Origin of the sequence: Nostoc sp. (assembly GCF_036917375.1) — a bacterium.
Lineage (GTDB): Bacteria > Cyanobacteriota > Cyanobacteriia > Cyanobacteriales > Nostocaceae > Nostoc.
The window spans coordinates 94,690-117,886 of the sequence record NZ_JBALDN010000050.1; the positions used below are offsets into that span (position 1 = coordinate 94,690).

Below are 23,197 nucleotides of genomic sequence, written 5' to 3' on the forward strand. Positions count from 1 at the left end.
ATGGGGCATTGGGCATTGGGCATTGGGCATGGGGCATAATGACCAATGACCAATGACAAATGACAAATGACAAAAAACAGAATTTTAATTTGCACTTTCTTGGCGCTGTCATCAGGTTTTTTTGGCGCTTACACTAGTGGGCAAATTACCATGATGCTCCATAGTCAAAAGTGTCAAAACCAACCTTGGGGTTTAAAGGAGATGTGCAACGCTTGGATAACACCAGGAGCAATATGGCAAGGCAGCACAACAGGGCTATGGACAGGCACTATCTTAGGGGCGTTTGTTGGTGGTGTGGTGACGCGACAAGCTCGTAATTAATCTAACGTGAGTTCCATAAACCTCTCCCTGCCTTGAACTAAAGTTCAAGTCTGTCCTTCTCCGACTCGGAGAGGGACGATTTTGCTTAGTAAAACATCTTAGAGGTCTTTTATTGATATCTTTCTGGTTTCATTCGCTCCCAGGCAAAATTCATTTTTACCCAAGCATCCCGCCAGTAACTTTTGAAACTATGCCCTCCTGCTCTGAGTGCGCGATGATGAGCCATCCAGACTAGAATCACTGGTACATAGTAAAGAAGTTGCTGTATAAGATAAATGAGCTTCCGTAACCATGCAGGGCGGTTTTTCTGTATAATTGCCAAACGCTCGTATTGAAAACGAATATGCTTTACTTCATCTCTCAATATTTGTTGACACAACTGTTTTAGAACTGCGGAATTTGTTGCGTTTTGAATTGCTTTATAATAAACCAACGCTAGAGTCTCAACCATAATGACGGGAGTTGTCCAAATCTCCATTGTTGGGATTGCATAGCGTATTTTCCGAAACAACGTGTCACCCCAGTTATGCTGTAACCGAGGAATTTGGGCAAGGTCAAGAAACCGTCCTAAGTCCCCTCCATGACGTTGTTCTTCCTTTATGAATAGTTCAATTACGTCAACATATCTGGGATCTTTGATGTACTGTGCATAGTTTTTAGCAGCAGCCAGTAAGTGCAATCCATCTGATGTCTCACCCAACTGCCAAGCTGCTAAAGAATCTCCTATTGCATTTCGTTCATCCTCTGTGATTTCTGCACCTCGCTTCCAAGGTATCTCCAATTGAAACTCAGCGTTGGCTTTGTAATAAGTGTACCACTTATCAGATGTTGTGATTGAAGGCAAAGTAGGTAACAGCTTATGAGGATTCATCAAAACTCCAAATGTGTATAACATTATGTTGTTTTAATGATTCCCAAAACTTTGTTTCGACTAACAATACTATTTTTTCAACTGATATGTTGGCAAGACTGGTAAAATCTACCCATAGCCAAGAAGAGTAAATCACCATGCCTACCGAAACTAACCCAGGGAATCAAACTACTACAGGAGCTGATGCGATTGATGAAGCGATCGCACAGGGAATTGATTTTGATGGTTCTCCCATTCCCCCTGCCAAGCTAGAACTTTATGGTAAAGTTATGGCCCTAGAAGCCAATAGACAGCGCAGTGGTGTATCTAATACGATGCGATCGCGCATTGTACGAATTGGCGCAAAACACATTCCCCAAGCAGAACTCGACCAATTACTTGTAGATGCTGGTTTCGCACCCCTAAAAGAAAAAGAAATTGCCTTTTTTTATAGTGGTAAATAATTGTTAATTTTGTACAACAGTTTTCATTTATTTGAACCAAATATGTTCTATGGGTACAGCAATGCTGTGCCCTCAATTCTTTACCTCAAACATAGCAAATTGCCATCGATATTTTGGCTTCTTCAATAAATTCCTGATGAGTTGAAAAGTGTATCTTCAGCAAGATATTGTCAACTATCTCTTGTGTTTGAATTGGCAGATGGCTATATGTATTTAAGTAATAGCTGAAAGACTTGGAAAACTCATGTCAGAAACTACGTCAAATTCAGAAATGCAATACCGAGTTATCGGCAGTACAGGAGAGAAAGTTTCCGCCATCGGATTGGGTGGTTGGCACATCGCCTTGAAGCATGTTGATGAGGAACTAGGTATCCGAATTGTTAGAACCGCGATCGATCGCGGCATCACTTTTATGGATAACAGTTGGGATTACAATGGTGGACTCAGCGAGATTCGCATGGGAAAAGCGCTCTTGCATGGCTATCGAGACAAAGTGTTCCTGATGACGAAAATCGATGGTCGCTCTAAAAAAGTAGCAGCAAAACAGCTAGACGAATCACTGCAACGCCTGCAAGTTGATTGCATCGATCTGGTTCAGCACCACGAAATCCTACGGCACGAAGACCCGCATCGAGTTTTTCAGGAAGAAGGGGCGAATGCTGCCTTGATTGAGGCACGGAAAGCTGGCAAACTTCGATATATAGGTTTTACTGGGCATAAAGACCCCTATGTTCATCTGCACATGCTGGAAGTTGCAGCCACTAACGGGTTTAAATTTGATACAGTGCAGATGCCTCTCAATGTAATGGATGCCCACTACCGAAGCTTTGAAAAGCTGGTTGTGCCAGAGCTAGTTAAACAAAACATCGGCGTTCTGGGAATGAAAAGCTTGGCAAACGGTATTCTTTTACGGTCAAATACTGTAACGCCAATTGAATGTTTACACTATGCTTTGAATCTGCCCACATCGGTTGTGATTACCGGAATTGACAGCATGGAGATTCTAGAGCAAGCTTTTGAAGCAGTGCGGACATTCCAGCCAATGAATAACGCGGAAGTGCGATCGCTCTTAGCAAAAACGGCAGAAGCGGCATCACGCGGGGAGTTTGAGCCGTTTAAAACCTCATCAATTTTCGACAGCACTGCCCAAAATCCAGATTGGCTGGGAGAAGAACCACAGCGCATCCAGCAATTGATGTCAGCATAATGCTTTCTTAGTGTTGTCTGTGGAAGAAGTTCACACCTCAACTATGCTACCATCCAGTTTAATTTAATTGAACAAGTAAAAAAACGAGTCTGACTTGATGGTAGTTAAAGAAATACTTGCAGATGATGAATTAATTAAAGATACGCGTTGTCTATTTGCTGTATCAAGCAAATAAACTATTCTCCTAGCGATTGTTTTGAATACCAATCTATCTGAATTCTCAAAACTTGATTAATGAATTTAAAATTATAAAAACTATGGAGCGATCGCTGGCTCTGTAAAACAGCCTCATAAGCAACCAGTAACATATATTTTTTATACAAGTATTAGCAAACCTATTATGTAAAGATAGTATAATTTTGTAGTTAAATTATTATTTTGAATAACATATAGTCTGAAACTAATGACAGCAAGAAAAGCTGATTCAGGATGCTTTATATATTTTGTTGGGCAAGCGATGTCTACGACGGGCTGCGCCTACGCAGCTTGGTCAAAAGTCGCACTAAATATCCAAGAGCGGGGTATTTACTCTCAAACCTTTACTCCATAACACTTTAGCGTATGATTATTATTGTCATAAATGCTGCTACTTTCTTCTTATTTAAGTTCAAGTAGTAATATTTAATACATTACTTCATCAATCATCAGCCATCCTATGCCTATCCATCAGCACAATTAATCACGGGATCGCTTGCTGTATTGTTCACGATTTGTTACAAAAGTACAAAGAACTTCTAGAGACCCAAAACCACATGTTCGGCGGACTTACTGGTTTACAAAATCCTAAAGGCACAGATTGGGGAGAGCGGATGCTCAACACAGTCGCCAGCCAAACGATTCGCCACCTGTTTACCCAAAGCGAGTCAGTAGAAGTCTTTGTGCGCTGCTACCCCTCCAGCAAGCTCTTGCAAGGCAGCATTGATAGCTTCAAAATGAGCGGACGTGGCTTGGTGATTCGGAAAGATTTCGCGGTTGAGGAGATGTCGTTTGAAACTGATGCGGTGGCTATTGACTTTGGCTCGGTTTTAAGTGGCAAACTTAGCCTTAAGCAACCTACTCAAGCGATCGCTCAAGTAATCTTATCAGAAGCAGGTATAAACCAGGCCTTTAATGCGGAACTGGTGAAAAAGCGGTTGCTTAACCTCACCGTACCATCACTGACAGAATTATCTGGCGGTGAACCAGTCTCCTTTACAGATGTTCAGATACAGCTATTGCCAGAAAATCGCTTACAGCTTCTAGCAAAAGCAGATTTAAATAATGGCGAACTCGTACCCCTGAGCATGATTTTAACTGTAGGTATTGAAAGACGGCGGCGAGTTTCTTTCAAAGATCCGAAAATTCAACTTGACCAAGTGCCAGAAGCACAACGGGAAATCTCGCAAACCTTGAGCGTAGCGCTGGTAGAAATTTTAGATAATATGGTCGATTTGGATCGTTTTGACCTTGATGGAGTGAAAATGCGCCTCAACCGATTAGAAACTGAAGGTCAAAAAATTATTTTCAGTGGATATGCTGAAATTGAACGTATTCCAAATAGTCCTTAATCCAAAATTATAGGGAAAAAATTAAAGTAGAGTGAAGCTTTAAACAAATTAAATACCGCCTAGATGATTCTAGGCGGTAGTTTAAATCTTTAGGTTTTGAAGAAAGTTAGGAGTTATTAATTACTCCTAACTTTTAACTTTCTATCTTCCTACGCCTACATATTGGAATCCAGCGCGTATCATTGCTTCGGGGTCGAGGAAGTTACGACCATCGATGATAACGGGGTGGGCCATCAGTTTCGCCATCTTCACATAGTCCAGAGTGCTGAACTGCTGCCATTCGGTTACAAGTACTAAAGCATCACAGCCATCAGCGAGTCTTTCGGCATCAGTTTCGACTAACACCCCAGAAAGACCATGACGCATACCTGTTTGGGAAATAATGGGGTCGTAGGCTTTGACTTTGGCTCCCAGTCGGTTTAGCTGCTCAATTAGGATTAGTGCTGGGGCGTCTCGCAAGTCGTCGGTATCGGGCTTGAAGGTTAGTCCGAGTAGTCCGACTGTTTTGCCTTTGAGAATTTTCAGAACTTGTTGGAGTTTTTCCAAAGCAATCAACCGCTGACGTTCGTTGACACTGACAGCAGATTTCAGTAGCTGGGCTTCATAACCATAGTCATCAGCAGTGTGAATCAGAGCTGAGACATCTTTGGGAAAACAAGAACCACCCCAGCCAATACCAGCTTGTAAAAACTTGTTACCAATGCGGGAGTCTAAACCGATACCTCTGGCTACTTGGGTAACATCAGCACCGACGCGATCGCAAATATTAGCAACTTCGTTAATAAAACTAATCTTAGTAGCTAAAAACGCATTAGCGGCGTATTTGATCATCTCCGCTGAACTCAAGTCTGTTGCTAAAATTGGCACAGGGGGTAAAGATTGATCGTCAGCGTACTTGCGTTCTACAATTGGGGCATACAGTTGTTGCATTAAGGCTACTGCTCTTTGGCTATTGCCTCCTAGTACAATGCGATCGGGGTTAAAGGTGTCGTGAACTGCCGAACCTTCGCGCAAAAACTCTGGATTGCTGACTACATCAAACTCGGCTACAAATTCAGGTAATTTCTCATCACTTGGGACTCCACCTGCGGGTATCAGTGTTTTCTGCCGTTCTGCAACACCATCTAGAACAAGCATCCGCACCCAATCACCTGAGCCAATGGGTACTGTAGATTTATTCACTATGACTTTATAGCCACCGTTGAGATTTTCCCCAATCCCACGGGCTACAGCTTCGACGTAACGAGTATCACTTTCACCAGTGGGCAAAGGTGGCGTTCCCACAGCAATAAATAGAATTTCTCCGTGGGAAACTCCAGCTGCAAGATCGCTGGTAAAATGAATCTTCTCTGTTTGAATAGCAGACTGCATAATTTCTGAGAGTCCCGGCTCAAAAATTGGAGACTGCCCAGACTTCATTAACTTAACTTTTTCTTCGTTGTTGTCTACGCAAATTACATCATGCCCAATATGAGCCAAGCAAGCGCCTGTAACTAAACCAACGTAACCAGTACCAATCACGCAAACACGCATTTATTTAACTCCTCACTTAATTTGGGCTTAATCTTCAAAAAGAAGTTCTCAATTTTACACTTACACATTTGGGAAAACTCAGCAACTAAATATACTAGTTACCGATGGGGTTAGCCTGCATGAAAATTTAGAGCGACATTAGACGCCACTCAGGTGGTTGAATTATTAACATCGCTTTGAATGCGATCGCGAAAATCTTCTATTGTTAGTTTTAAACCTTCTTGCAGAGGAATAGTAGGTTCCCAATTTAACCAAGTTTTTGCCTTTGTGATATCCGGTTGGCGACGGCGGGGATCGTCCGAAGGTAGTGCCTCGAATTTAATCTGCGCGTCTGGATTGATCATATTTTGCACAGTTTGTGCCAATTGTAAAATCGTGTATTCACCAGGATTACCCAGGTTCATTGGGCCGATGTAGTCGCTATTCATTAGGCGGATGAATCCTTCTACCAAATCGGAAACGTAGCAGAAACTACGAGTTTGCGAACCATCACCGTACACGGTTAAAGGATTACCCTGCAAGGCTTGAACTATAAAGTTGCTCACCACCCGACCATCATTTTCTAACATTCTTGGCCCGTAGGTGTTGAATATCCGCACAACTCGAATATCAACTTTATTTTGCCTATAGTAATCAAATGCTAGAGTCTCAGCAATTCTTTTACCTTCGTCATAGCATGAACGTATTCCAATGGGATTGACGCTACCTCTATACTCTTCAGTTTGGGGATGAACTTCTGGATCTCCATATACTTCACTAGTAGAAGCTAAGAAAAACCTTGCTTTTACGCGTTTAGCTAGCCCCAACATATTCAGTGTTCCCATCACGTTAGTTTTAACGGTTTTAACTGGGTTGTACTGGTAATGTACTGGTGAAGCAGGACAAGCTAAATGATAAATTTGATCCACTTCTAACCGAATTGGTTCGGTAATATCGTGACGGATCAATTCAAAGTACGGATGGCCTAACCATTTCAAAATGTTGCGTTTATGACCAGTGTAAAAATTATCCAAGCATATTATTTCATGCCCAGCAGCCATTAGTCGGTCGATGAGATGGGAACCAATAAACCCAGCACCGCCCGTCACCAAAATTCTCATAGTTTCCCAGTTACTTACAAATATTTTCAGTAGCTATTGCGCTTACTTTTAGATTACCCACCTTGGGTACAAAAATACAAAACAAAAAAAAGAACAAGGCTCAATCAAAAATTGTTGTTGAACTTACTTATTTTTTCACAGTTGTAGTTTTGTTATATTTTTACCTGTTTTCTTAAGAATTCAATTAGCAAAATAACAAAAATTGTTTAAAAATTGTTTGTTGTTCAGCCGATCTTTATCAAATCTTCAAAAATATAAAGTATTTTTACGGTTATTGAGTTTTTAATTGGATACCAAAAATTAATCGAAATCGGGTTGATACTCGCGCTACAAAATATATGCAAATAATACAGATGTAAATCCCTACAGCCGATTCATTTATTACCAATATTTTCGGAAATTTGATGCCTCCGGCGGACTACGCTAACGCAGCCCAAGTCCACTTACTTGAACTGTATTCTGCCTTACATCATACAGCAGATGTAATGCTGCTAACCGTAGTAGACATAATTAAATTTGGGCTTTGAGTGCGTTGCGGTTCTCCAAGCATAATAATTGAACAGGTGAGTTGTCTGGCTAACTGGGTTGTGACATCGCTAATGGCTAACCCTCCAGGACTAGTACGATTACGTATAAAAGGTAAAACTACTAAATCATATAATCTTGCTGCCTGTAAAATCGCTTGGGCAACATTTTCGTGAGCGATGATTTGAATTTCTGGGGCATTGGCTAAAGCCAATTTAGATACTAGTAGGGAGAGATGCGATCGCCTCCAAGCGATTTTACTAGAACTAGTGCGGCGATCGCACACATTTAGCACAGTAATGTGGCTCTGATTTGCCTCTGCGAGCATCTGGGCAAATTGTACAGGTTGTAATGTCGGCGCTGTTAAATTTTCTATTGGTACTAAGATCCGCTGAATTTTTTTCGGTGATTCTACTAGACGTGTCACTGCTACTGGACAATGAGATGCCCAAAGCACGCCATCAATCACATTTCCAAATAAACGCGCTCGTAACCCAGTTCGTTTACCCCAACCCATAACAATTAAATTAGCCTTTTGTTCGCGAGCCGCTCTGCTAATTCCTTGAGCAAAGGCATCATCGATTCGCAGCACTGGTTCTGCGGCTACGCCCAAGGTTCGACTTTGTGTCGTGGCTTTATTCAATAACCACTCACTCCGTTGTAGAGACGCTTCTAACTGGGGCGCATCCATCTGAGCAGCAGCAGTAGCGATCGCCAGGGGTATAATTTTGCCATGAGACTGACGTGCTAATAATGCCGCCATTTCAATCAAATACTGCTGGGTCTGAGGATTATATATAGGCACTACTATAGTAAAAGCATTGTCTGTTTCTGATGCGTTCTCCTCCGCTAGAGGTGGTGCTGGATCTTCATCTGGTAAGGAATTTAAACCAACAGCTACTCGACTGGTGATCGACGGCCCCAAGGTTGATGTGACGAGCATTAAAACAATCACACTGTGTAATACTTCTAGTGGCAGCAACCCAGCTTGATACCCTACTAACGTTGCTGCTAAGGTTGTACCAACCTGGGGAAGTGACAGCGACCACATCGTTAGCATTTCTTGCCACTTATAGCGGTAAACCAGTTTTGTCAACAAAGCTGCGATCAATTTACTGATAATCAAACCAACTACGATCGACAGCGTTAACTTGAGCGTGTTCAGATTGTTCGCAAAGACAGGTAGATCGATCAGTAAGCCAAGGTCAACAAAGAAAATGGGAATGAACAGCACACTGCCAATGAATACCACCTTTTCTTTGACTGGGCCTTCACCCACAGCTTCATTCACCGCCAAACCCGCTAAAAAAGCACCAACAATTTTTTCTACCCCAATCACTTGAGCGCCTACAGCTGCCAGAAACACAGAAAGCAACACAAACAAAAACTTGTTTCCTTCATCGTCTCCAGACCGTTTGAAAAATTCTTTGCCTGCCCAATCAAAGCCTGTCACAACGGCCACAGAGTAAATAATTAACCAACCCGACAAAGTGAGTAGTTTTGCAAAGCTGAAAGCTCCAGCATGAGAGACAGCTACACAAATTGCTAATATCAGTACTGCTCCAATGTTTGTAAAAATCGTAGCTCCAATAGTGACAGTAACAGCTTCGTTGTTTACCACTCCCAAACGGCTGATTATGGGGTATGCCAAAAGGGTATAGGAAGCGAATAAAGAGCCAATTAAGATTGAAGTATTCCAGCCATAGCCTAAAATCAACCCTACTAATGTTCCCATGAGTAGGGGTACGCTGAAAGTCAAGCTAGCAAACCCAAAAGCACGACTTTTTTCCCGGCGAAACTGTTCTAAATCAATTTCTAGCCCAGCGACAAACAGCAAATAAATTAACCCAATGTCTGATAGTAGGTTAATCATTGGTGAGTCAGACTGAAAAAGATTCCAACCTGAGGGCCCAAGTACTAGCCCTGAGAAAACCAAACCCACTAATCCTGGTAATCTTAGCCGCTCAAACATGATGGGTATAACTAAGATGACCACCAGCAAAATAGCAAAGGGAACAATTGGTTCTTTGCCAAGAACTTGGGAAGTTGGTTCTAGAACAAGAACTTGTGATATTAGTTCCATATATTAGGAATTGAAGGGGCTATGGTAAAACAGCGATTACCTTGGGGGCGATCGCCCGATCAATATGAATAAATAGAAAAGCCACCTGAGGAAAAATCAAAAATCTTCTTAATTTACACTAACTAGGCAATTATTTAAGAATTAACTACCTACGGGTGGATTTGACTCAAAATGAACCGTAAGCGATCGTAGTCATCTTTCAGTAGCACACTTAAGCTACGTCCAGCTTTAATTAGCCATTGTCGGTCAGCTTTGCGTAACTGGTATACATCTCGAATGGCAGCTGCGGTTAAAGACTCGATTGGCGCACCATTTATACACAGCAGTGTCCGTAAAAAATCTAGTTCTTCAGTAAATTTAATGATAGCTTCTGGTTCACATTGATAAACAGCTTGATGAATTTGCGGGGGACGTGGTGGAAGATACTGATATACTCTTTGGTTATAACTTTGATTTTGCGAAGATAGTTCAAATCCAACGATCGCAGCCCGGAATTCTGTGCGGAGCATAGCAAATATTTGGGGTTGTTCCTCCCGTAAGTCTTGCAAGGACAACCCCAAAGCTCTCGCCCTGTGTACGGAATCTATGGGCATAGTTGTGGCATAATAGACTACAGCATAAATTTGATTGCCAGATTCTTCATCTACAGAACAGACCCAACTACCAAAGGGTGGCATTGAGGGAAAGCTTAAATCTTCTGGTTCCAAACACTGAGCTAAAAATTCCGTACTAGTAGTTTCAATCACCTCCGCAATGTGGTTCGGATGGCGATCGCCAGTGGCAAACTGTGGTAAAGGGAGGCGCATAGTGATTTAGTCATTAGTCATTCGTCATTAGTCATTAGTTTTTGCCAAATGACAAAGAACAAATGACTAATGACTAATCTTATTTGGCTTTTTTACGTCCGGCGGTGGTTTCTACGACTTCCAATTCCCTCAGGCGAAAGGTAATTAATTTATCCCAGTTACCACCTTCAAATAATACAGCTACTTTCCCGTCACTCACCCGTTGCACGAGTCCTTCGTAGCGATAATAGGTATCTGCGGGATTCTTGACGCGAACAGTTGCTCCAGGCAGAATCATTTTTTTAGCCTCGCTTGTTTCCTTTTAATAGCTTAATACTTGTTAATAGTCATTTGTCATTAGTCATTAGCAAAGGACAAATGACTAATGACGAATCAATAATACTTCTGTCTTTGTCGAAAATTTGCTACCGATTCTACTATTCCCAAGGAAATGAAGTTGGTAAGCATCGCAGAACGCCCATAACTCATCCAAGGTAGGGGAATTCCTGCCACAGGTGCTAAACCTACAGTCATGCCAACGTTCACAATCACCTGAAAGACAATCATGGACAAAACGCCAATAGCCAACAAGGAACCAAAGTTATCTTTGGCGGTTTGGGCAATATGCAGTAGACGAAAGCTAATTAAGCAGAAGACAAACAGCACTAACAAACAACCGACAAAACCAAATTCTTCCCCCACTGCGGAGAAAATAAAGTCTGTATGCTGTTCTGGTACAAAATTCAGTTGCGTCATTGGCCCCTTGAACAGACCCCATCCCCATATTTCACCAGCACCAATAGCAATGCGAGATTGGATTAAGTGATATCCAGCACCTAGTGGATCGTGATCTGGATTCATAAATACAGCCAGCCGGTCTTTTTGATACTCTTTCAAAACATGGTTCCAGGCGAATACTCCTAATTCGCCACCCAGTATATTGAGAGTCCACGCACCGATAGCACCTAAACCAAATCGACGCCAAGGAAGAGTTTGCCAGCCCACAATAGCCATTGCAACTGACCAAATTAACCCTAAAGGGCCAAAAGATAGTTCTTTGAATAAAACTATCGGCTCTGTTAAAGGCCAAGATATACTAAATAAAATGGCGGCAACCACTGGAGAAATCATCAGAATTAACCAGCCGGGATTAGCATTTGCCCAGTAAAGCATTCCTAAGACGATCGCACCAAATACCAGCGATGTTGCTAAATCTGGCTGTAAAAATACTAGTCCCCAAGGTATCGCGGTGATTGCCAAAACGCGGAAAACACCTTCGAGACTAGAAGCAGTCCGCCTGTGTAGCAACGCTGCTAAGGTAATAATCATGCCGACTTTGGCAAATTCTGAGGGTTGCACGTTAAAGCCGGCAATACTAATCCACCGCTGCGCCCCTTTGGCGCTAGTACCAGCAATCATCACGGCAATTAAACTGAAGTTCGTCAGAGTGTATGTTACCCAGTGCCACTGCATCAAGAGTTCGTACCGGATGCGAGATAAAAATAGGGCTATAAGCACGCCGATACCCCCTACCATCCAGTGCCACCACCAGTCAGTTACTGGCTGCTTCAGTTCAGTACTGAGAATCATCAGTCCGCCAAAAATACTGACAGCAATCGGCAAACAAAAAAGTAGCCAATCTACATGCTGCCAGGGCTTAACCCAAGACTTCCAGCGAATTTTGGGGAGCGATCGTTTTAACAACATTGTGCCAGTTTAGACTTTAGCTTTAATTGTTGGGAATTGGGAATTGGGAATTAGTCAATATTCAATAGTTATTCTTCCCCAACTTCTCTAATCCCTAACACCCAATTTCTAGTATTCCCAAGCTATAGCCCAGGAAGTAGATAGAAATCAAAATTTATAATTATGTCAGGGCAGCAACTGATACTTTACCAGCAATGGTAAGAGCGATCGCTGTTAATGCTTTTGCTGAAGCTGAATCTGGGTCGCCAACGACTATCGGCACACCGCTGTCACCACCAACTCGCGTGGAAATCTCTAGCGGTACGCACCCCAACAGCGGCACTCCCAGTTCAGCAGCTGTTTTAGAGCCACCACCGGAACCAAAGATGTCATATTGCTTATCTGGTCGATCCGGAGGGATAAAATAGCTCATATTTTCCACGATCCCCAATACTGGAACATTCATCTGCTGGAACATCCGCAATCCCTTGCGAGAATCTAACAGAGCTACGTTTTGCGGTGTGGTGACAATTACTGCCCCTGCCATCGGCACTGCTTGCGTTAAAGTTAACTGAGCATCTCCGGTTCCCGGTGGCATATCTACAATCAGATAGTCCAGTTCACCCCATTCAACTTGATAGAGAAACTGGCGAATTACACCATTGAGCATAGGCCCCCGCCAAATTACTGGTTGATCTCGGTCAATCAAAAAGCCCATTGAAACTAATTTGACGCCGTGATTAAAAGCAGGTTCCAGGATGTCGCCTGTTTCACTAGAACGCACAGTAATTTGAGCATCAGACAAACCCAGCATGGTGGGGTCATTGGGCCCGTAAATATCAGCATCTAGCAAGCCGACTTTCGCCCCAGTTTGGGCTAGAGCCACTGCAACATTCACTGCCACCGTACTTTTACCAACGCCACCTTTACCGCTGGAAACAGCAATAATATTTTTGACTCCAGAAATGCCAGTGCGATCGGGTAAACTTTTTTGCTGCGGTGTTTCTGCCGTCACTTCTATGCTGACATCTGTAACGCCTGGGAGTTTTTTGACAGCTTTCTGACAGTCTTCGACAATAAATTCACGTAAAGGACAGGCAGGGGTGGTTAACACTAAAGTGAAACTAACCTTACCACCATCAATTTTTACGTTGCGAATCATATTCAGTTCTACCAGACTTTTGCGGAGTTCTGGGTCTTCCACTGGTCGCAAAACTTCTAAGACAGAGCGAGAATCGAGGACATCGTACATAAAAATTCAAAATTCAAAAAGAATAAATACACTTGGGGGGAATATCTTAGCTATTAACTGGATGCCTTCTTAAAGTAAGGTCAGCTAAGTTTTATCGCTGTTACTGCCGTGATAAAACTTAGCAAATAGCATTATTACCTAATAGAATCTTAACTTTCTTTGGTCATTGGGCATTGAAAAGAGTCAGAGGGGCACGCTACTACTATTGCTGAGGGGAAAACTCTTCTCCCCTGCTCCCTTGCTCCCTTGCTCCCCTGCTCTCCTGCTCCTTCCCCAATCCCTAGTACCTAAAAATCAAAACAACTGTCATTAAGAGATTTTTTCTGACCAGATACCGCTGGTAATGCCGTCTTTTCTACTGCCTCGACTAAAGAACGGGCAACGCGGTCTGCATAAGGACGGGATAAAGACCAAATTAGGGGCGATAACCAACCCCGTAGGGTTACAGAATAAGACAAACAAGTACCACAAACTGTTGACTCTACTTGGTAAGTTACCCGTTCCTCTATTCCAGGAATCGCCATCACTCGGATACTCAGCATCTCTCTGGGATTGACGCGTTCTACAAAAATTCTGATAGGAATCGGCGAAAAGCGTGTTACAGCTTGAAAAATTAATCCTGGTTTGGGTACTAATCCGTGGGGAACATTAGTACTCTTAAGTTGTGGATGCCAAGAAACATCTGTTAAGTCAACCACTTTTTGCCACAGTTCATCTACAGAAGCAGAACTAATCTCTCGATACGTCCACACCAGAGAAGCGCAAAACCGACGACGTTTGCGGTGGATGAATTTGGATAACCAACCTTGCATTTTCCTAATCCTCCTCCCTAGATACTTTCTGGTAACTCTGGTATGGTGTACAACTATGCTCAACTGCTAAATTAAAACTTTCTCAAAAATGCCCTAAACATAGTAAGCCTCGATTCGATACAAACCCTAACAGCCAACATCAGCAATATGGCAAAAAATTTCTGAGTAGGCCAGTCAAATCGTTGATACTTCAAGCTTAAGACTAAAATTTAGTCTTTATACCAGAATATTCCAATTAAGAATTTCAAAAAAAACTAATTCAATATACAAGCCTATACGCATTTGAGGGAAAATAACTCTAGTGATGCCCATCAATCGGATAAATGCTTAACCCAGGAAGAAAAAAGCGGGTTTGGCAAATAAAGCTAGATTGTTGGCGCGTGTTTCCCCCAAATTTTAAAATGAAAAATTTGTGGCTTTCTGGAAATTGTAATTTAGGTTCGGGAATCTATGTTGACCAACTCGCAAATACCAACTGTAGAAGCAGAATCATCCAAGTCTTTGCCAGCAGATAATGCTCAGACTAGGGTCAGTCAGTTTATGAAACAACTGCAAGACGAAATTACCGAATCATTGGCAAAACTGGATGGTGTGGCTAAGTTTAATGAAGATAGTTGGGAACGCCCAGAAGGAGGAGGAGGGCGATCGCGCGTACTGCGAGATGGTGCAATATTTGAACAAGCAGGTGTAAATTTTTCTGAAGTTTGGGGTTCCCATTTGCCAGCCTCAATTTTAGCTCAACGCCCGGAGGCAGCAGGGCATGGCTTTTATGCCACAGGCACGTCAATGGTATTACATCCTCACAATCCTTATGTGCCGACAGTTCATCTCAATTATCGCTACTTTGAAGCGGGGCCTGTGTGGTGGTTTGGTGGCGGTCTTGACTTGACACCTTATTATCCCTTTGCTGAAGATGCGGCACATTTACACAAAACATTAAAGCAAGCTTGCGACCAACACCACCCAGAGTATTACCCGGTGTTTAAGCGGTGGTGTGATGAATATTTCTATCTCAAGCATCGTGATGAGACACGGGGTGTGGGTGGTCTATTTTTTGATTACCAAGATGGCCAAGGTGCTTTATATCGCGGGCCAAATCCCAATGGAGAAGCGGCTATTTATAGCAATCAGGTGGGAACACCAGCAACCCGCAATTGGGAAGATTTGTTTGCCTTTGTACAAGATTGTGGCAGAGCATTTTTACCAGCTTACGTACCAATTGTAGAACGGCGACATGGGATAGAGTATGGCGATCGCCAACGGAATTTTCAACTCTATCGCCGGGGACGTTATGTAGAATTTAACTTGGTTTATGACCGAGGCACTATTTTTGGTCTACAAACCAACGGACGCACCGAATCAATCCTCATGTCCCTACCTCCCCTAGTGCGCTGGGAATACGGCTATCAACCCGAACCCAATTCCCCTGAAGCCGAGTTGTATGAAACCTTCCTCAAACCTCAAGATTGGATCAATTGGACACCCAAATAGTTTTGAGTGCTGAGTGCTGAGTGCTGAGTGCTGTTAGCTAAGGTTTAGCCCGTGCTGAGTGCTGAGTGAGAAGTTATGATAATTATCCCGATCTTCCCCGACTCCCTTATCTCACTCATCTCTCCCACTCCCCACTATTTTGGTGAGTTATAACTACTAAAGTTAAGCACTTAGCTGAAAAAGGTGACAAATTTAGCTATAGCTTGTTAATCTCAAGTGACAGCATTAGAAAATTCTGTCACTAGTTAATCTTAAAAGGAATGCCACGGGGAGGGCTTTAGTGATTCATATAGACCAAAAAACTTATACAACCCAAGACGGAAACACTGTTATCGTCTTGACACCATCAGGCCGTCTGGATATAACCACAGCTTGGCAATTTCGCCTGAAGTTACAAGAGTGTATTTCCAAACTCAGTCGCCATGTAGTTGTAAATCTGGCTCAGGTAAATTTTATTGATAGTTCTGGTCTTACATCTTTGGTAGCTGGAATGCGTGATGCTGATAAAGTCAAAGGCAGTTTCCGCATCTGCAATGTACATCCAGAAGCCAAACTCGTGTTTGAAGTGACGATGATGGATACTGTTTTTGAAATCTTTGAAACAGAGGAGGAAGCTTTAGAAGGTGTGCCTCGTAGCATTGCCAGCTAAAAAAAGTTAGAAGTTAAGAGTAAAGAGTTAATTCTATAACTCAAAAGCTCATAACTTTATCTTATTGAATACTGATTTCGCTTAGTGTAGCGATAAGGCCCGATAATCGCTCCCCAGGTTGCTTTTCCAGTTACGGGATCAATTCCTTTGTCGTAGCTGTGAAATTCTGTCGCTGTAGCTGCAAAACCTAAAGAAACATGGATGCTATTGCCAAGATAAGTAAAGCTACAACGAGTCTCTGGTAGTGGGGTAGCGGTAAACTTATAGCGATCGCCTGCTAGTTTCTCGTGAGTAACTGTTAGGATACAACCTGGTAGTAAATCTAATTGCTCGGATGTCAGTGTGTTTAGTAGAGCAGGGTTATCACCTGCGCCTTTTAATGCACCTGGATCTTGAGGCATATAATATTGTACTTCCACGGTTGCGTCAGAGTCGCTGCTTTGACGCAACCGGATAATTCGCTGGCGGTAAGGTTTATCTAGGGTAATAACGTTAGCCTGTTCGGCAAACAAGGTAATGCTATCTTCTGTAAACAGATTAACTGGTCTTTGCCACAGACGGAGGTGGACATACCAAACTGGTTCTGCTATGGCTTGTTCCCGATTGTCAAATTCACCAGCTAGGTACTCACCTAAAGCAATTAACTGTGGCGAGAAGTTCATAAGTACAATAAATAAATCATTAAGGATAATAATTTTTAGCTAGTCTTTTAGGAGAAAGGGTCTTATTTCCTGTAGTAACCAGCTTATAAAATACTTTTGATGTGTATATATTGTAAATGAAACCGTCACCCGCTAAAAGCTAAACTTGGCAAAGTAGCCTTTAAGCGAGAAAATAAAGATACGTCGCCCTTAACATTTCTTTTTTCTTTGTGAATAACGTCCGTACAGTCTCTGATACAAAGCGAACTTTCTACAATCTTCACACCCGTCCGATCAACACTATTTATCGTCGAGTAGTAGAAGAATTGATGGTGGAAATGCATCTGCTGTCAGTAAATATCGATTTTAGCTACAATCCAATTTATGCCTTGGGTGTCGTCACTACTTTTGATCGCTTCATGGAAGGCTATCAACCAGAACGGGATCGAGAATCCATTTTTAACGCCTTATGTCAGGCTATAGAAACAGATCCACAACGCTATCGACAGGATGCCCAGAGATTGCAAGCTGTAGCTAAAGGTTTGCCAGTTAAAGATTTAATTGGGTGGCTGGGCCAAACTACTTACTTAGATCGAGATGTTGACTTGCAAGCAACCCTACAAGCGATCGCCAATAATCCTAACTTTAAATACAACCGTTTGTTCGCAATTGGTGTATTTTCGTTATTAGAACAGTCAGATCCCGAATTAGTCAAAGACGAAAAGCAACTCACTGAGGCGCTGAAAGCGATCGCTGCTGGCTTGCACCTCTCCGATGACAAACTTAACAAGGATTTGGAATTATACCGTTCTAACCTAGACAAAATGGCGCAAGCGCTAGTGGTGATGGCAGATATCCTCTCAGCCGATCGCAAAAAACGCGAGCAACGTAAACAACAATCAACTACCCCAGCTGCTCCCCCAAGTTCCAACGAATAGTTAGAATTTGGCAGTGATGAGTTAGGAGTTATGAGTGAGGAGTTGTCAATAACTCCTCACTCCTAACTCCTAACTCTTAGACGCCCAATATTTTGTATATTAAGCTGTTAATTATAGTCAGCGTAAATGCCCCAATAACAGCACTCCAAATCCCGTAACGCAAGCGAAAGCCCTCTACTAGCCAAGCAGCAATACTAAAACAAACCACGGCAATCATAAATGTGAAAATGCCGGATAATAAGTCCAATGTGAGTAGATTTGGTACTGCAAAAATGAGACTTAAAATTGGTCTGACTATTGCCGTTACGATACCAAGTACTGCGGCAGAAAGAAACGCTTTACCAGGAGTATCAATTTCAACTCCTAAAGGCAACTTACTAATTATCAACAAGCTGATAGCTGTTACTACCCAAACAATTAAAAGCGTCACGATATTCATGCCACAACCCCTGATACTAATTAGTAATTTGTAATTCGTAATTAGGACACACTGAAAGACGCTTGATATAAGCGCTTTTCAATCTGTTAACCTATTTGGACATCCTTCCCCAATTTGGTATGAAATGTGGATGGTAATTGGTGATAAATTGCTCAGTCTATAGGTGGAAAAATCTTTAAAGCTCAACCAATTATTTGTAAATTAGCAGTTTTTTTTTATCTAGCCAAGATTTATTCTAGATATCTTTAGGTTTGGGAAAAGGCTTGAAGAGGGAATGGGGAGTGAGGAGTGGGGGACAAGGAGATAAAAAGAATAACCTATGCCCAATCCCCCATCTCCAATTCCCCTTCCCTTATCTCATCTTTTAAGAGGAGGTTGGGTTTGTTTGGGTGCTACAGGCGCTTGAGGCGCTGGTGAGTTAGGAACTACGGGAGAAATGCCAGGATTGATAGGACTGATACCTTGCCCAGTTGGAGGCTGAGTGATGCTAGGAAAGGGTACAGAATTAGGTGCTAAGGGGAATTTTGGGGTAATATTCCCTTCGGGATTGATTCCTGGTACTGCACCAGTTCCAGGATTGATTGGGAAAGAGGGGACAGTAGACTGGTTAGGCGAGTTTATGGATGGTTGAGATGGGCCAGGAATAATTCCTAAAGAAACGCGATCGCCCCCTACTTGTCTTAGCAAGTCCAATGTCTCAATTACATCATTGTAAGTTGCAGTACGCGAAGCATTCAGCACGACAACGGCATTAGGGTTTGCTTGGAGATACTGTTTTAAACTCTGTCTCAAATCTTCCTGTTTTACAGGCTGTTTTTCTATGTAAGTATTGCCCACAGCATCGATGGTAACAATCACACTTCCACTCTGTGACGTTATTCCAGAGACTGTACTGGGGCTGGCTTTAGGCAAATCAACATTTATTGCCTGTTGCCGTGTAAATTGTAAAGCCGCTAATAAAAAAAATGTCAAGATACAAAAAACGACATCAATTAAAGGGATGATTTGAATTTGGACTTCTTCAATTGGAGTATGTAGATTAACTTTCATGTCTCACTCTCAAGCCTGGTTCAGGGGTTTAATTATTGACTATTAATTAGGTGTATTTGGGGGTTCAGGAGGTTCAGAAACTCTAGTCTTTCCTGGCTTGCGGGGTGGAGTGAAATTTTCTGGCACAATTGCTGATGTTCTATTGCTAAAGTCAGGAGGAGACTGGCGATAGAGTAATTCCATCTCATTCCCTGCCTTCCGAAAAACTTTAACTTGGTTGACTACAAAACTTTGAAATAGGCGGTAAAATACCAAACTAATGATGGCAACTATTAGCCCACTTGCCGTACTAATTAAGGATTCACCAATACCAGTAGTCACTCCAGCAGTAGATTCAGTTCCCAAATCGCCAATCCGAATTGAGCGCAGAGAGTGGATTAAACCCAAAACTGTACCCAACAATCCTAGCAACGGCGCTAGAGCAATCACGGCTTCTAAAAGTTTTTCGCCCCGCCGCATCCCGGCCAATTCGTCTTCTGCCGTAGCCTCAAGTGCTAGTCGAAAAGTTTCCGCATCACTTTTCGCAAAACGTAGAGGGGCGTAGAGAAAGCGCCCGACAGGTTGATGGCTTGCTTGTCTTGCGATGTCGGCAGCTACTTCCCAATTATCCTGAGCAGCATCTAGAATGCGATCGACTATTTGCTTTTCCTGAGTCAAAATTCGCAACCAGAACCACAAACGCTCGAAAATGACACTCAAAGCCAAAATCGAGAGAATTAGCAAAGGCCACATCGCTGGCCCGCCCTTATAAAACAAATCTAAAATATCCACTGTTTAACTTTCCTCCCTCCACGACTAAAGCAAATGTGTTAAGGCATTTTAATTCTAGAGATTAATGCAAAATGAGGGACTTCCAAAATATAAATTTCTCGAAAACCTAAAAAAACAGTGCAAGGATGATGTATTTGACTGAGACTGCTGTACTAACTTGTTGCTGGGTAAGCAATTGAATCATAGACCGATAATTTTTGGCATACTTTTGCTAGACTTCCTTGTAATACCAATTTGAAAAAAGAATGCAATACATAGATAAGACCCTACCCAACCTTCTCCAAGGCTTCGGGGAGGGTGCATGTCAGTGAGGGTGGGGTGTTTGGTCGCAAACGTTTTTTGAATTGATATAACCTGAATCACCACAGGATATTGTCACGTACAGGAGAACAAATTTTGGCAGCAGTCCGAGTCCGCCAGCATGTTAATCCACTTGGTAAAAAGTATCAAACACCAGCAAGTCCTCTTGACTGGGAAGAAATTTATGCAAAGCCAAATCAACCACTACATTTAGATATTGGCTGCGCTAAGGGACTGTTTTTGTTGAATATGTCCAAGATAGAACCCAACTGGAATTTTCTCGGCTTGGAAATTCGGGAACCGTTGGTGGTAGAGGCGAACAAGTTACGTTCTGAGTTAGGTTTAACAAACCTGCACTACTTATTTTGCAATGTGAATAATTCACTGCGATCGCTGTTATCTTCCCTCCCTCCAGGTAGTTTACAACGCGTTACAATTCAATTCCCCGATCCTTGGTTTAAAACCCGCCATGCTAAACGTCGTGTAGTCCAACCAGAACTAGTGGCAGACTTAGCTAATTATCTTGCGGTTGGAGGGTTGGTATTTTTGCAATCAGATATGGAATTTGTGGCTGTGGAAATGCGCGATCGCTTTGCTGCTAATTCAGCTTTTCAGAAAGTTGGTACAGAAGAATGGCTAGCCGAAAATCCGCTACCAGTCCCCACAGAACGAGAAATAAGCACGCAAAAAAAAGGTGAGCCTGTCTATCGAGCTTTGTTTGAAAGGGTAAAGAGTATTGACTAGAGATGTTAGTCATACCAACTCTGCCCCACAATTCGGAATTACAAGTTTTTTTATTAGCTTTAAGACTATTTAGTAATATAGACTGAAGTCTTACCTATTATCTTGTCGTTAGGTATTGCTTATAACTTGGACAAGTTTTTAAGACATAAATGTTTTATTAAAGGTTAAAGTTTTAGTGAAATATTCTCTGATAATTAATGCCAAAATTTATTTGGTTATTCAGTATTTGTTATGCCAAATCATTAGCAATCCAAGTTAAAAATCTTTAATTAGTATATAAAATTACGAGTAAAGTCGTTGATATGGTTGACATTGAAACCATATTTATTGAACCTCACGAGTCGTTTTGTTCCAAAGACGACGCTCCCGAACAACCACGATAAAACTTTGCAGTCTAGCCCAGATTTTGGGTTGATAAAGTTTACCTAGAGCCAAAATCAGAACAGACCAACAGGGGCGAATTTCCGTGCGATGATGTCCTTTTTCAATCCGGTCTCATAACTGACATTAATGCCTTGAAAATCCTGTGCAGCGGCTATTTAAAACCATTGTTCTACCTGATGGTAGAGAGTTGGATCATTTGCTTTGAGTGCCAGAACAGAATCTGCTTTTTTGTCGATAATCTTTTTGGCAATCTCGGTTTGAGTCCAGGTTTTTGCACTCGTATATTTAAAAAGTTTTTTCTAAGCGGGCGGCGGGAATCGAACCCGCATTAATAGCTTGGAAGGCTATAGTTTTACCACTAAACTACGCCCGCAAATTTCCAACCCTATAAACATAACACAGTTTCTGTAAAAATGCAAGCATTTAGTTAGAATTTGCAGGTTGCATTTTGATCCTGACATACAAATTGCTCAATTCTGGTTTTGTGCCATCGTTATTATGGGCAGCAAAAAAGTTTTCTGTTTTGAAAACTTCGCTCAGGACTTGCTCGTATGTACTTTTTTCACTTTGCAATTTTGCTGGTTCTATTTCTAGAATTACAGCCTGTTGAAAGTTGCCATTCTGGTCAATTATCAAGCTAGCCAAAAGTTGTGCTGGCTCAAGTTCCGAATTGTGGACAAGAAAACTTGGGTCTAATTGTTTTGTGTTGCTTCCCCTGTATAAAGCGATAACGTCGGGTAAAGCATCTTGTCGGAATCCTTTTGATTGTATCAAGCTAATCACTTCATTTCTAGATAAGGGAGCTACTACTGCTACCGATGCTCCTCCAGTGGAAGTTGCTGGAGTTTCTCTAGTGGAAGTTGCTGGAGTTTCTCTAGTGGAAGGCTCTGAAACTGGTCGATTTGATGGAATACCTGTTGGTAATTGCGTTCCCTTTCCCAGTTTAATTTCTTGACGACGCTTCCAAGGTAAATTGCCGACTGGAACTGTAGGTGTCGGCGTGGCTTTAGCTATAGGTGTCGGCGTGGCTTTGGGTGTAGGTGTCGGTGTGGCTTTAGCTATAGGTTTCGGCGTAGCTTTAGGTGTAGGTGTCGGTGTGGCTTTAGCTATAGGTTTCGGTGTTGGCGTGGGGACTATCTGCTGTCTAGAAGGTTCGCTATTAGGTTGAGAGGCGTAAATTCGGCTCTTTTTCTGGAGATTCTTAGGAGAATTTATTGCGCCAAAATCTTGATTTCTAGGCGTAGTTCGTGCTGTTTGTGATGAACGTGCTGGTACAGACTTTTGAGTTGAGGATAGTGGCTTTGACGAAACTATTTTGGCTGTTGATTTTGATTTGATTATTGATTTTGTTTTAGGAGCAATTTCTATCAATTCGATGGGAACAGCAGATTGATTTTGCTGGGGAAACCACAGACTAAATGCATTAGATGAGCGCATCAGCCAGAACACCAGCAAGTGCAGAGAGGCTGAACTGACAACGACAAAAATCCACAAACCTGGTGGATCGGTGTGTCGTCTCCAGACCTTGGCTGGAATTGGAGTTTTGTCTGCAACCGATGGTGTCATATTATATAAACTGGATATGATTATGCACTTTTACTCATTAGGTAATGCTTTAAAATACC

The 23,197-nt window shown here is 42.2% G+C and carries 23 protein-coding genes and 1 tRNA gene; 9 read left to right on the top strand and 15 right to left on the bottom strand.

Going from position 1 to position 23,197, the window contains the following annotated elements:
- Positions 1-66: 66 nt before the first annotated feature.
- Positions 67-321 (top strand): hypothetical protein, encoded by a 255-nt coding sequence (locus V7K45_RS13240; RefSeq protein ID WP_335004022.1) that lies wholly within the window; start codon positions 67-69, stop codon positions 319-321.
- 109 nt (positions 322-430) lie between these two features.
- Here the strand turns inward: V7K45_RS13240 and V7K45_RS13245 are convergent, their stop codons facing one another.
- A complete protein-coding gene (locus V7K45_RS13245) occupies positions 431-1,216 on the bottom strand; it encodes a ferritin-like domain-containing protein (RefSeq protein WP_335004024.1) in 786 nt (261 codons plus the stop codon).
- 113 nt (positions 1,217-1,329) lie between these two features.
- Between V7K45_RS13245 and V7K45_RS13250 the strand changes: the two genes are divergently transcribed.
- From V7K45_RS13250 to V7K45_RS13265, 4 genes are all read left to right on the top strand, one after another.
- Positions 1,330-1,635, top strand: a complete 306-nt coding sequence (locus tag V7K45_RS13250; protein ID WP_109007959.1) for a small RNA NsiR4-regulated ssr1528 family protein — start codon at positions 1,330-1,332, stop codon at positions 1,633-1,635.
- Positions 1,636-1,879: 244 nt separating this feature from the next.
- Positions 1,880-2,842, top strand: coding sequence for an aldo/keto reductase (locus V7K45_RS13255; RefSeq protein WP_335004027.1), 963 nt, complete (start codon positions 1,880-1,882; stop codon positions 2,840-2,842).
- 403 nt (positions 2,843-3,245) lie between these two features.
- A complete protein-coding gene (locus V7K45_RS13260) occupies positions 3,246-3,392 on the top strand; it encodes a hypothetical protein (protein WP_335004029.1) in 147 nt (48 codons plus the stop codon).
- A 202-nt stretch (positions 3,393-3,594) separates the two neighbouring features.
- Positions 3,595-4,389 (top strand): LmeA family phospholipid-binding protein, encoded by a 795-nt coding sequence (locus V7K45_RS13265; RefSeq protein WP_335004031.1) that lies wholly within the window; start codon positions 3,595-3,597, stop codon positions 4,387-4,389.
- Between the two features lie 141 nt (positions 4,390-4,530).
- On the opposite strand, the gene V7K45_RS13270 is transcribed toward V7K45_RS13265, so the two are convergent.
- The 8 genes from V7K45_RS13270 to V7K45_RS13305 form a co-directional block, all read right to left on the bottom strand.
- Positions 4,531-5,922 carry a UDP-glucose dehydrogenase family protein gene (locus V7K45_RS13270; RefSeq protein WP_335004033.1) on the bottom strand — a complete coding sequence of 464 codons (1,392 nt, stop codon included), beginning with the start codon at positions 5,920-5,922 and terminating at the stop codon, positions 4,531-4,533.
- 149 nt (positions 5,923-6,071) lie between these two features.
- Positions 6,072-7,022 carry a UDP-glucuronic acid decarboxylase family protein gene (locus V7K45_RS13275; RefSeq protein WP_099099803.1) on the bottom strand — a complete coding sequence of 317 codons (951 nt, stop codon included), beginning with the start codon at positions 7,020-7,022 and terminating at the stop codon, positions 6,072-6,074.
- A gap of 469 nt (positions 7,023-7,491) precedes the next feature.
- Positions 7,492-9,630 carry a cation:proton antiporter domain-containing protein gene (locus tag V7K45_RS13280; protein WP_335004035.1) on the bottom strand — a complete coding sequence of 713 codons (2,139 nt, stop codon included), beginning with the start codon at positions 9,628-9,630 and terminating at the stop codon, positions 7,492-7,494.
- A gap of 149 nt (positions 9,631-9,779) precedes the next feature.
- Positions 9,780-10,436 carry an HAS-barrel domain-containing protein gene (locus V7K45_RS13285; protein ID WP_335004037.1) on the bottom strand — a complete coding sequence of 219 codons (657 nt, stop codon included), beginning with the start codon at positions 10,434-10,436 and terminating at the stop codon, positions 9,780-9,782.
- 79 nt (positions 10,437-10,515) lie between these two features.
- Positions 10,516-10,713 carry an NAD(P)H dehydrogenase subunit NdhS gene (locus V7K45_RS13290; RefSeq protein ID WP_335004038.1) on the bottom strand — a complete coding sequence of 66 codons (198 nt, stop codon included), beginning with the start codon at positions 10,711-10,713 and terminating at the stop codon, positions 10,516-10,518.
- Positions 10,714-10,808: 95 nt separating this feature from the next.
- A complete protein-coding gene (gene rodA, locus V7K45_RS13295) occupies positions 10,809-12,122 on the bottom strand; it encodes a rod shape-determining protein RodA (protein WP_335004040.1) in 1,314 nt (437 codons plus the stop codon).
- A gap of 160 nt (positions 12,123-12,282) precedes the next feature.
- A complete protein-coding gene (locus V7K45_RS13300; protein WP_335004042.1) occupies positions 12,283-13,353 on the bottom strand; it encodes an Mrp/NBP35 family ATP-binding protein in 1,071 nt (356 codons plus the stop codon).
- Positions 13,354-13,640: 287 nt separating this feature from the next.
- A complete protein-coding gene (locus V7K45_RS13305) occupies positions 13,641-14,165 on the bottom strand; it encodes a polyketide cyclase / dehydrase and lipid transport (RefSeq protein ID WP_069070960.1) in 525 nt (174 codons plus the stop codon).
- Between the two features lie 450 nt (positions 14,166-14,615).
- On the opposite strand from V7K45_RS13305, the gene hemF reads away from it, so the two are divergent.
- Together hemF and V7K45_RS13315 are read left to right on the top strand one after the other, a co-directional pair.
- Positions 14,616-15,656, top strand: coding sequence for an oxygen-dependent coproporphyrinogen oxidase (gene hemF, locus V7K45_RS13310; protein WP_335004045.1), 1,041 nt, complete (start codon positions 14,616-14,618; stop codon positions 15,654-15,656).
- A gap of 280 nt (positions 15,657-15,936) precedes the next feature.
- Positions 15,937-16,305, top strand: a complete 369-nt coding sequence (locus V7K45_RS13315) for an STAS domain-containing protein (protein ID WP_094351701.1) — start codon at positions 15,937-15,939, stop codon at positions 16,303-16,305.
- A 56-nt stretch (positions 16,306-16,361) separates the two neighbouring features.
- Here V7K45_RS13315 and V7K45_RS13320 read toward each other — a convergent pair whose 3' ends face one another.
- Positions 16,362-16,967 (bottom strand): chromophore lyase CpcT/CpeT, encoded by a 606-nt coding sequence (locus V7K45_RS13320; RefSeq protein ID WP_335004047.1) that lies wholly within the window; start codon positions 16,965-16,967, stop codon positions 16,362-16,364.
- Positions 16,968-17,176: 209 nt separating this feature from the next.
- Here V7K45_RS13320 and psb29 point away from each other — a divergent pair, with 209 nt between their 5' ends.
- Positions 17,177-17,884, top strand: a complete 708-nt coding sequence (gene psb29, locus V7K45_RS13325; protein WP_335004049.1) for a photosystem II biogenesis protein Psp29 — start codon at positions 17,177-17,179, stop codon at positions 17,882-17,884.
- Positions 17,885-17,960: 76 nt separating this feature from the next.
- On the opposite strand, the gene V7K45_RS13330 is transcribed toward psb29, so the two are convergent.
- The 3 genes from V7K45_RS13330 to V7K45_RS13340 form a co-directional block, all read right to left on the bottom strand.
- On the bottom strand, positions 17,961-18,323 hold the full coding sequence (locus V7K45_RS13330; protein WP_289798955.1) for a phage holin family protein: 363 nt from the start codon (positions 18,321-18,323) through the stop codon (positions 17,961-17,963).
- Between the two features lie 357 nt (positions 18,324-18,680).
- Positions 18,681-19,373, bottom strand: a complete 693-nt coding sequence (locus V7K45_RS13335; protein WP_335004052.1) for an ExbD/TolR family protein — start codon at positions 19,371-19,373, stop codon at positions 18,681-18,683.
- A 42-nt stretch (positions 19,374-19,415) separates the two neighbouring features.
- Positions 19,416-20,144, bottom strand: coding sequence for a MotA/TolQ/ExbB proton channel family protein (locus tag V7K45_RS13340; RefSeq protein ID WP_335004054.1), 729 nt, complete (start codon positions 20,142-20,144; stop codon positions 19,416-19,418).
- Positions 20,145-20,540: 396 nt separating this feature from the next.
- Here V7K45_RS13340 and trmB point away from each other — a divergent pair, with 396 nt between their 5' ends.
- Complete coding sequence (gene trmB / locus V7K45_RS13345; protein ID WP_335004056.1) at positions 20,541-21,188, top strand: tRNA (guanosine(46)-N7)-methyltransferase TrmB; 648 nt, start codon at positions 20,541-20,543, stop codon at positions 21,186-21,188.
- A 686-nt stretch (positions 21,189-21,874) separates the two neighbouring features.
- Here the strand turns inward: trmB and V7K45_RS13350 are convergent.
- Together V7K45_RS13350 and V7K45_RS13355 are read right to left on the bottom strand one after the other, a co-directional pair.
- Positions 21,875-21,945: transfer RNA gene (locus tag V7K45_RS13350), tRNA-Gly, on the bottom strand.
- 50 nt (positions 21,946-21,995) lie between these two features.
- Positions 21,996-23,138: a hypothetical protein gene (locus V7K45_RS13355; protein ID WP_335004058.1), complete on the bottom strand. Its 1,143-nt coding sequence runs from the start codon at positions 23,136-23,138 to the stop codon at positions 21,996-21,998.
- Positions 23,139-23,197 lie beyond the last annotated feature (59 nt).

Coding starts and splice junctions, on each gene's coding strand:
- V7K45_RS13290 (WP_335004038.1), bottom strand. CDS start 10,713: ATGATTCTGCCTGGAGCAACTGTTCGCGTCAAGAATCCCGCAGATACC.
- V7K45_RS13255 (WP_335004027.1), top strand. CDS start 1,880: ATGTCAGAAACTACGTCAAATTCAGAAATGCAATACCGAGTTATCGGC.
- V7K45_RS13260 (WP_335004029.1), top strand. CDS start 3,246: ATGACAGCAAGAAAAGCTGATTCAGGATGCTTTATATATTTTGTTGGG.
- V7K45_RS13300 (WP_335004042.1), bottom strand. CDS start 13,353: ATGTACGATGTCCTCGATTCTCGCTCTGTCTTAGAAGTTTTGCGACCA.
- V7K45_RS13265 (WP_335004031.1), top strand. CDS start 3,595: ATGTTCGGCGGACTTACTGGTTTACAAAATCCTAAAGGCACAGATTGG.
- V7K45_RS13335 (WP_335004052.1), bottom strand. CDS start 19,373: ATGAAAGTTAATCTACATACTCCAATTGAAGAAGTCCAAATTCAAATC.
- V7K45_RS13330 (WP_289798955.1), bottom strand. CDS start 18,323: ATGAATATCGTGACGCTTTTAATTGTTTGGGTAGTAACAGCTATCAGC.
- V7K45_RS13305 (WP_069070960.1), bottom strand. CDS start 14,165: ATGCAAGGTTGGTTATCCAAATTCATCCACCGCAAACGTCGTCGGTTT.
- V7K45_RS13285 (WP_335004037.1), bottom strand. CDS start 10,436: ATGCGCCTCCCTTTACCACAGTTTGCCACTGGCGATCGCCATCCGAAC.
- V7K45_RS13240 (WP_335004022.1), top strand. CDS start 67: ATGACAAAAAACAGAATTTTAATTTGCACTTTCTTGGCGCTGTCATCA.
- rodA (WP_335004040.1), bottom strand. CDS start 12,122: ATGTTGTTAAAACGATCGCTCCCCAAAATTCGCTGGAAGTCTTGGGTT.
- V7K45_RS13250 (WP_109007959.1), top strand. CDS start 1,330: ATGCCTACCGAAACTAACCCAGGGAATCAAACTACTACAGGAGCTGAT.
- V7K45_RS13355 (WP_335004058.1), bottom strand. CDS start 23,138: ATGACACCATCGGTTGCAGACAAAACTCCAATTCCAGCCAAGGTCTGG.
- V7K45_RS13280 (WP_335004035.1), bottom strand. CDS start 9,630: ATGGAACTAATATCACAAGTTCTTGTTCTAGAACCAACTTCCCAAGTT.
- V7K45_RS13270 (WP_335004033.1), bottom strand. CDS start 5,922: ATGCGTGTTTGCGTGATTGGTACTGGTTACGTTGGTTTAGTTACAGGC.
- V7K45_RS13275 (WP_099099803.1), bottom strand. CDS start 7,022: ATGAGAATTTTGGTGACGGGCGGTGCTGGGTTTATTGGTTCCCATCTC.
- V7K45_RS13245 (WP_335004024.1), bottom strand. CDS start 1,216: ATGTTATACACATTTGGAGTTTTGATGAATCCTCATAAGCTGTTACCT.
- hemF (WP_335004045.1), top strand. CDS start 14,616: ATGTTGACCAACTCGCAAATACCAACTGTAGAAGCAGAATCATCCAAG.
- V7K45_RS13320 (WP_335004047.1), bottom strand. CDS start 16,967: ATGAACTTCTCGCCACAGTTAATTGCTTTAGGTGAGTACCTAGCTGGT.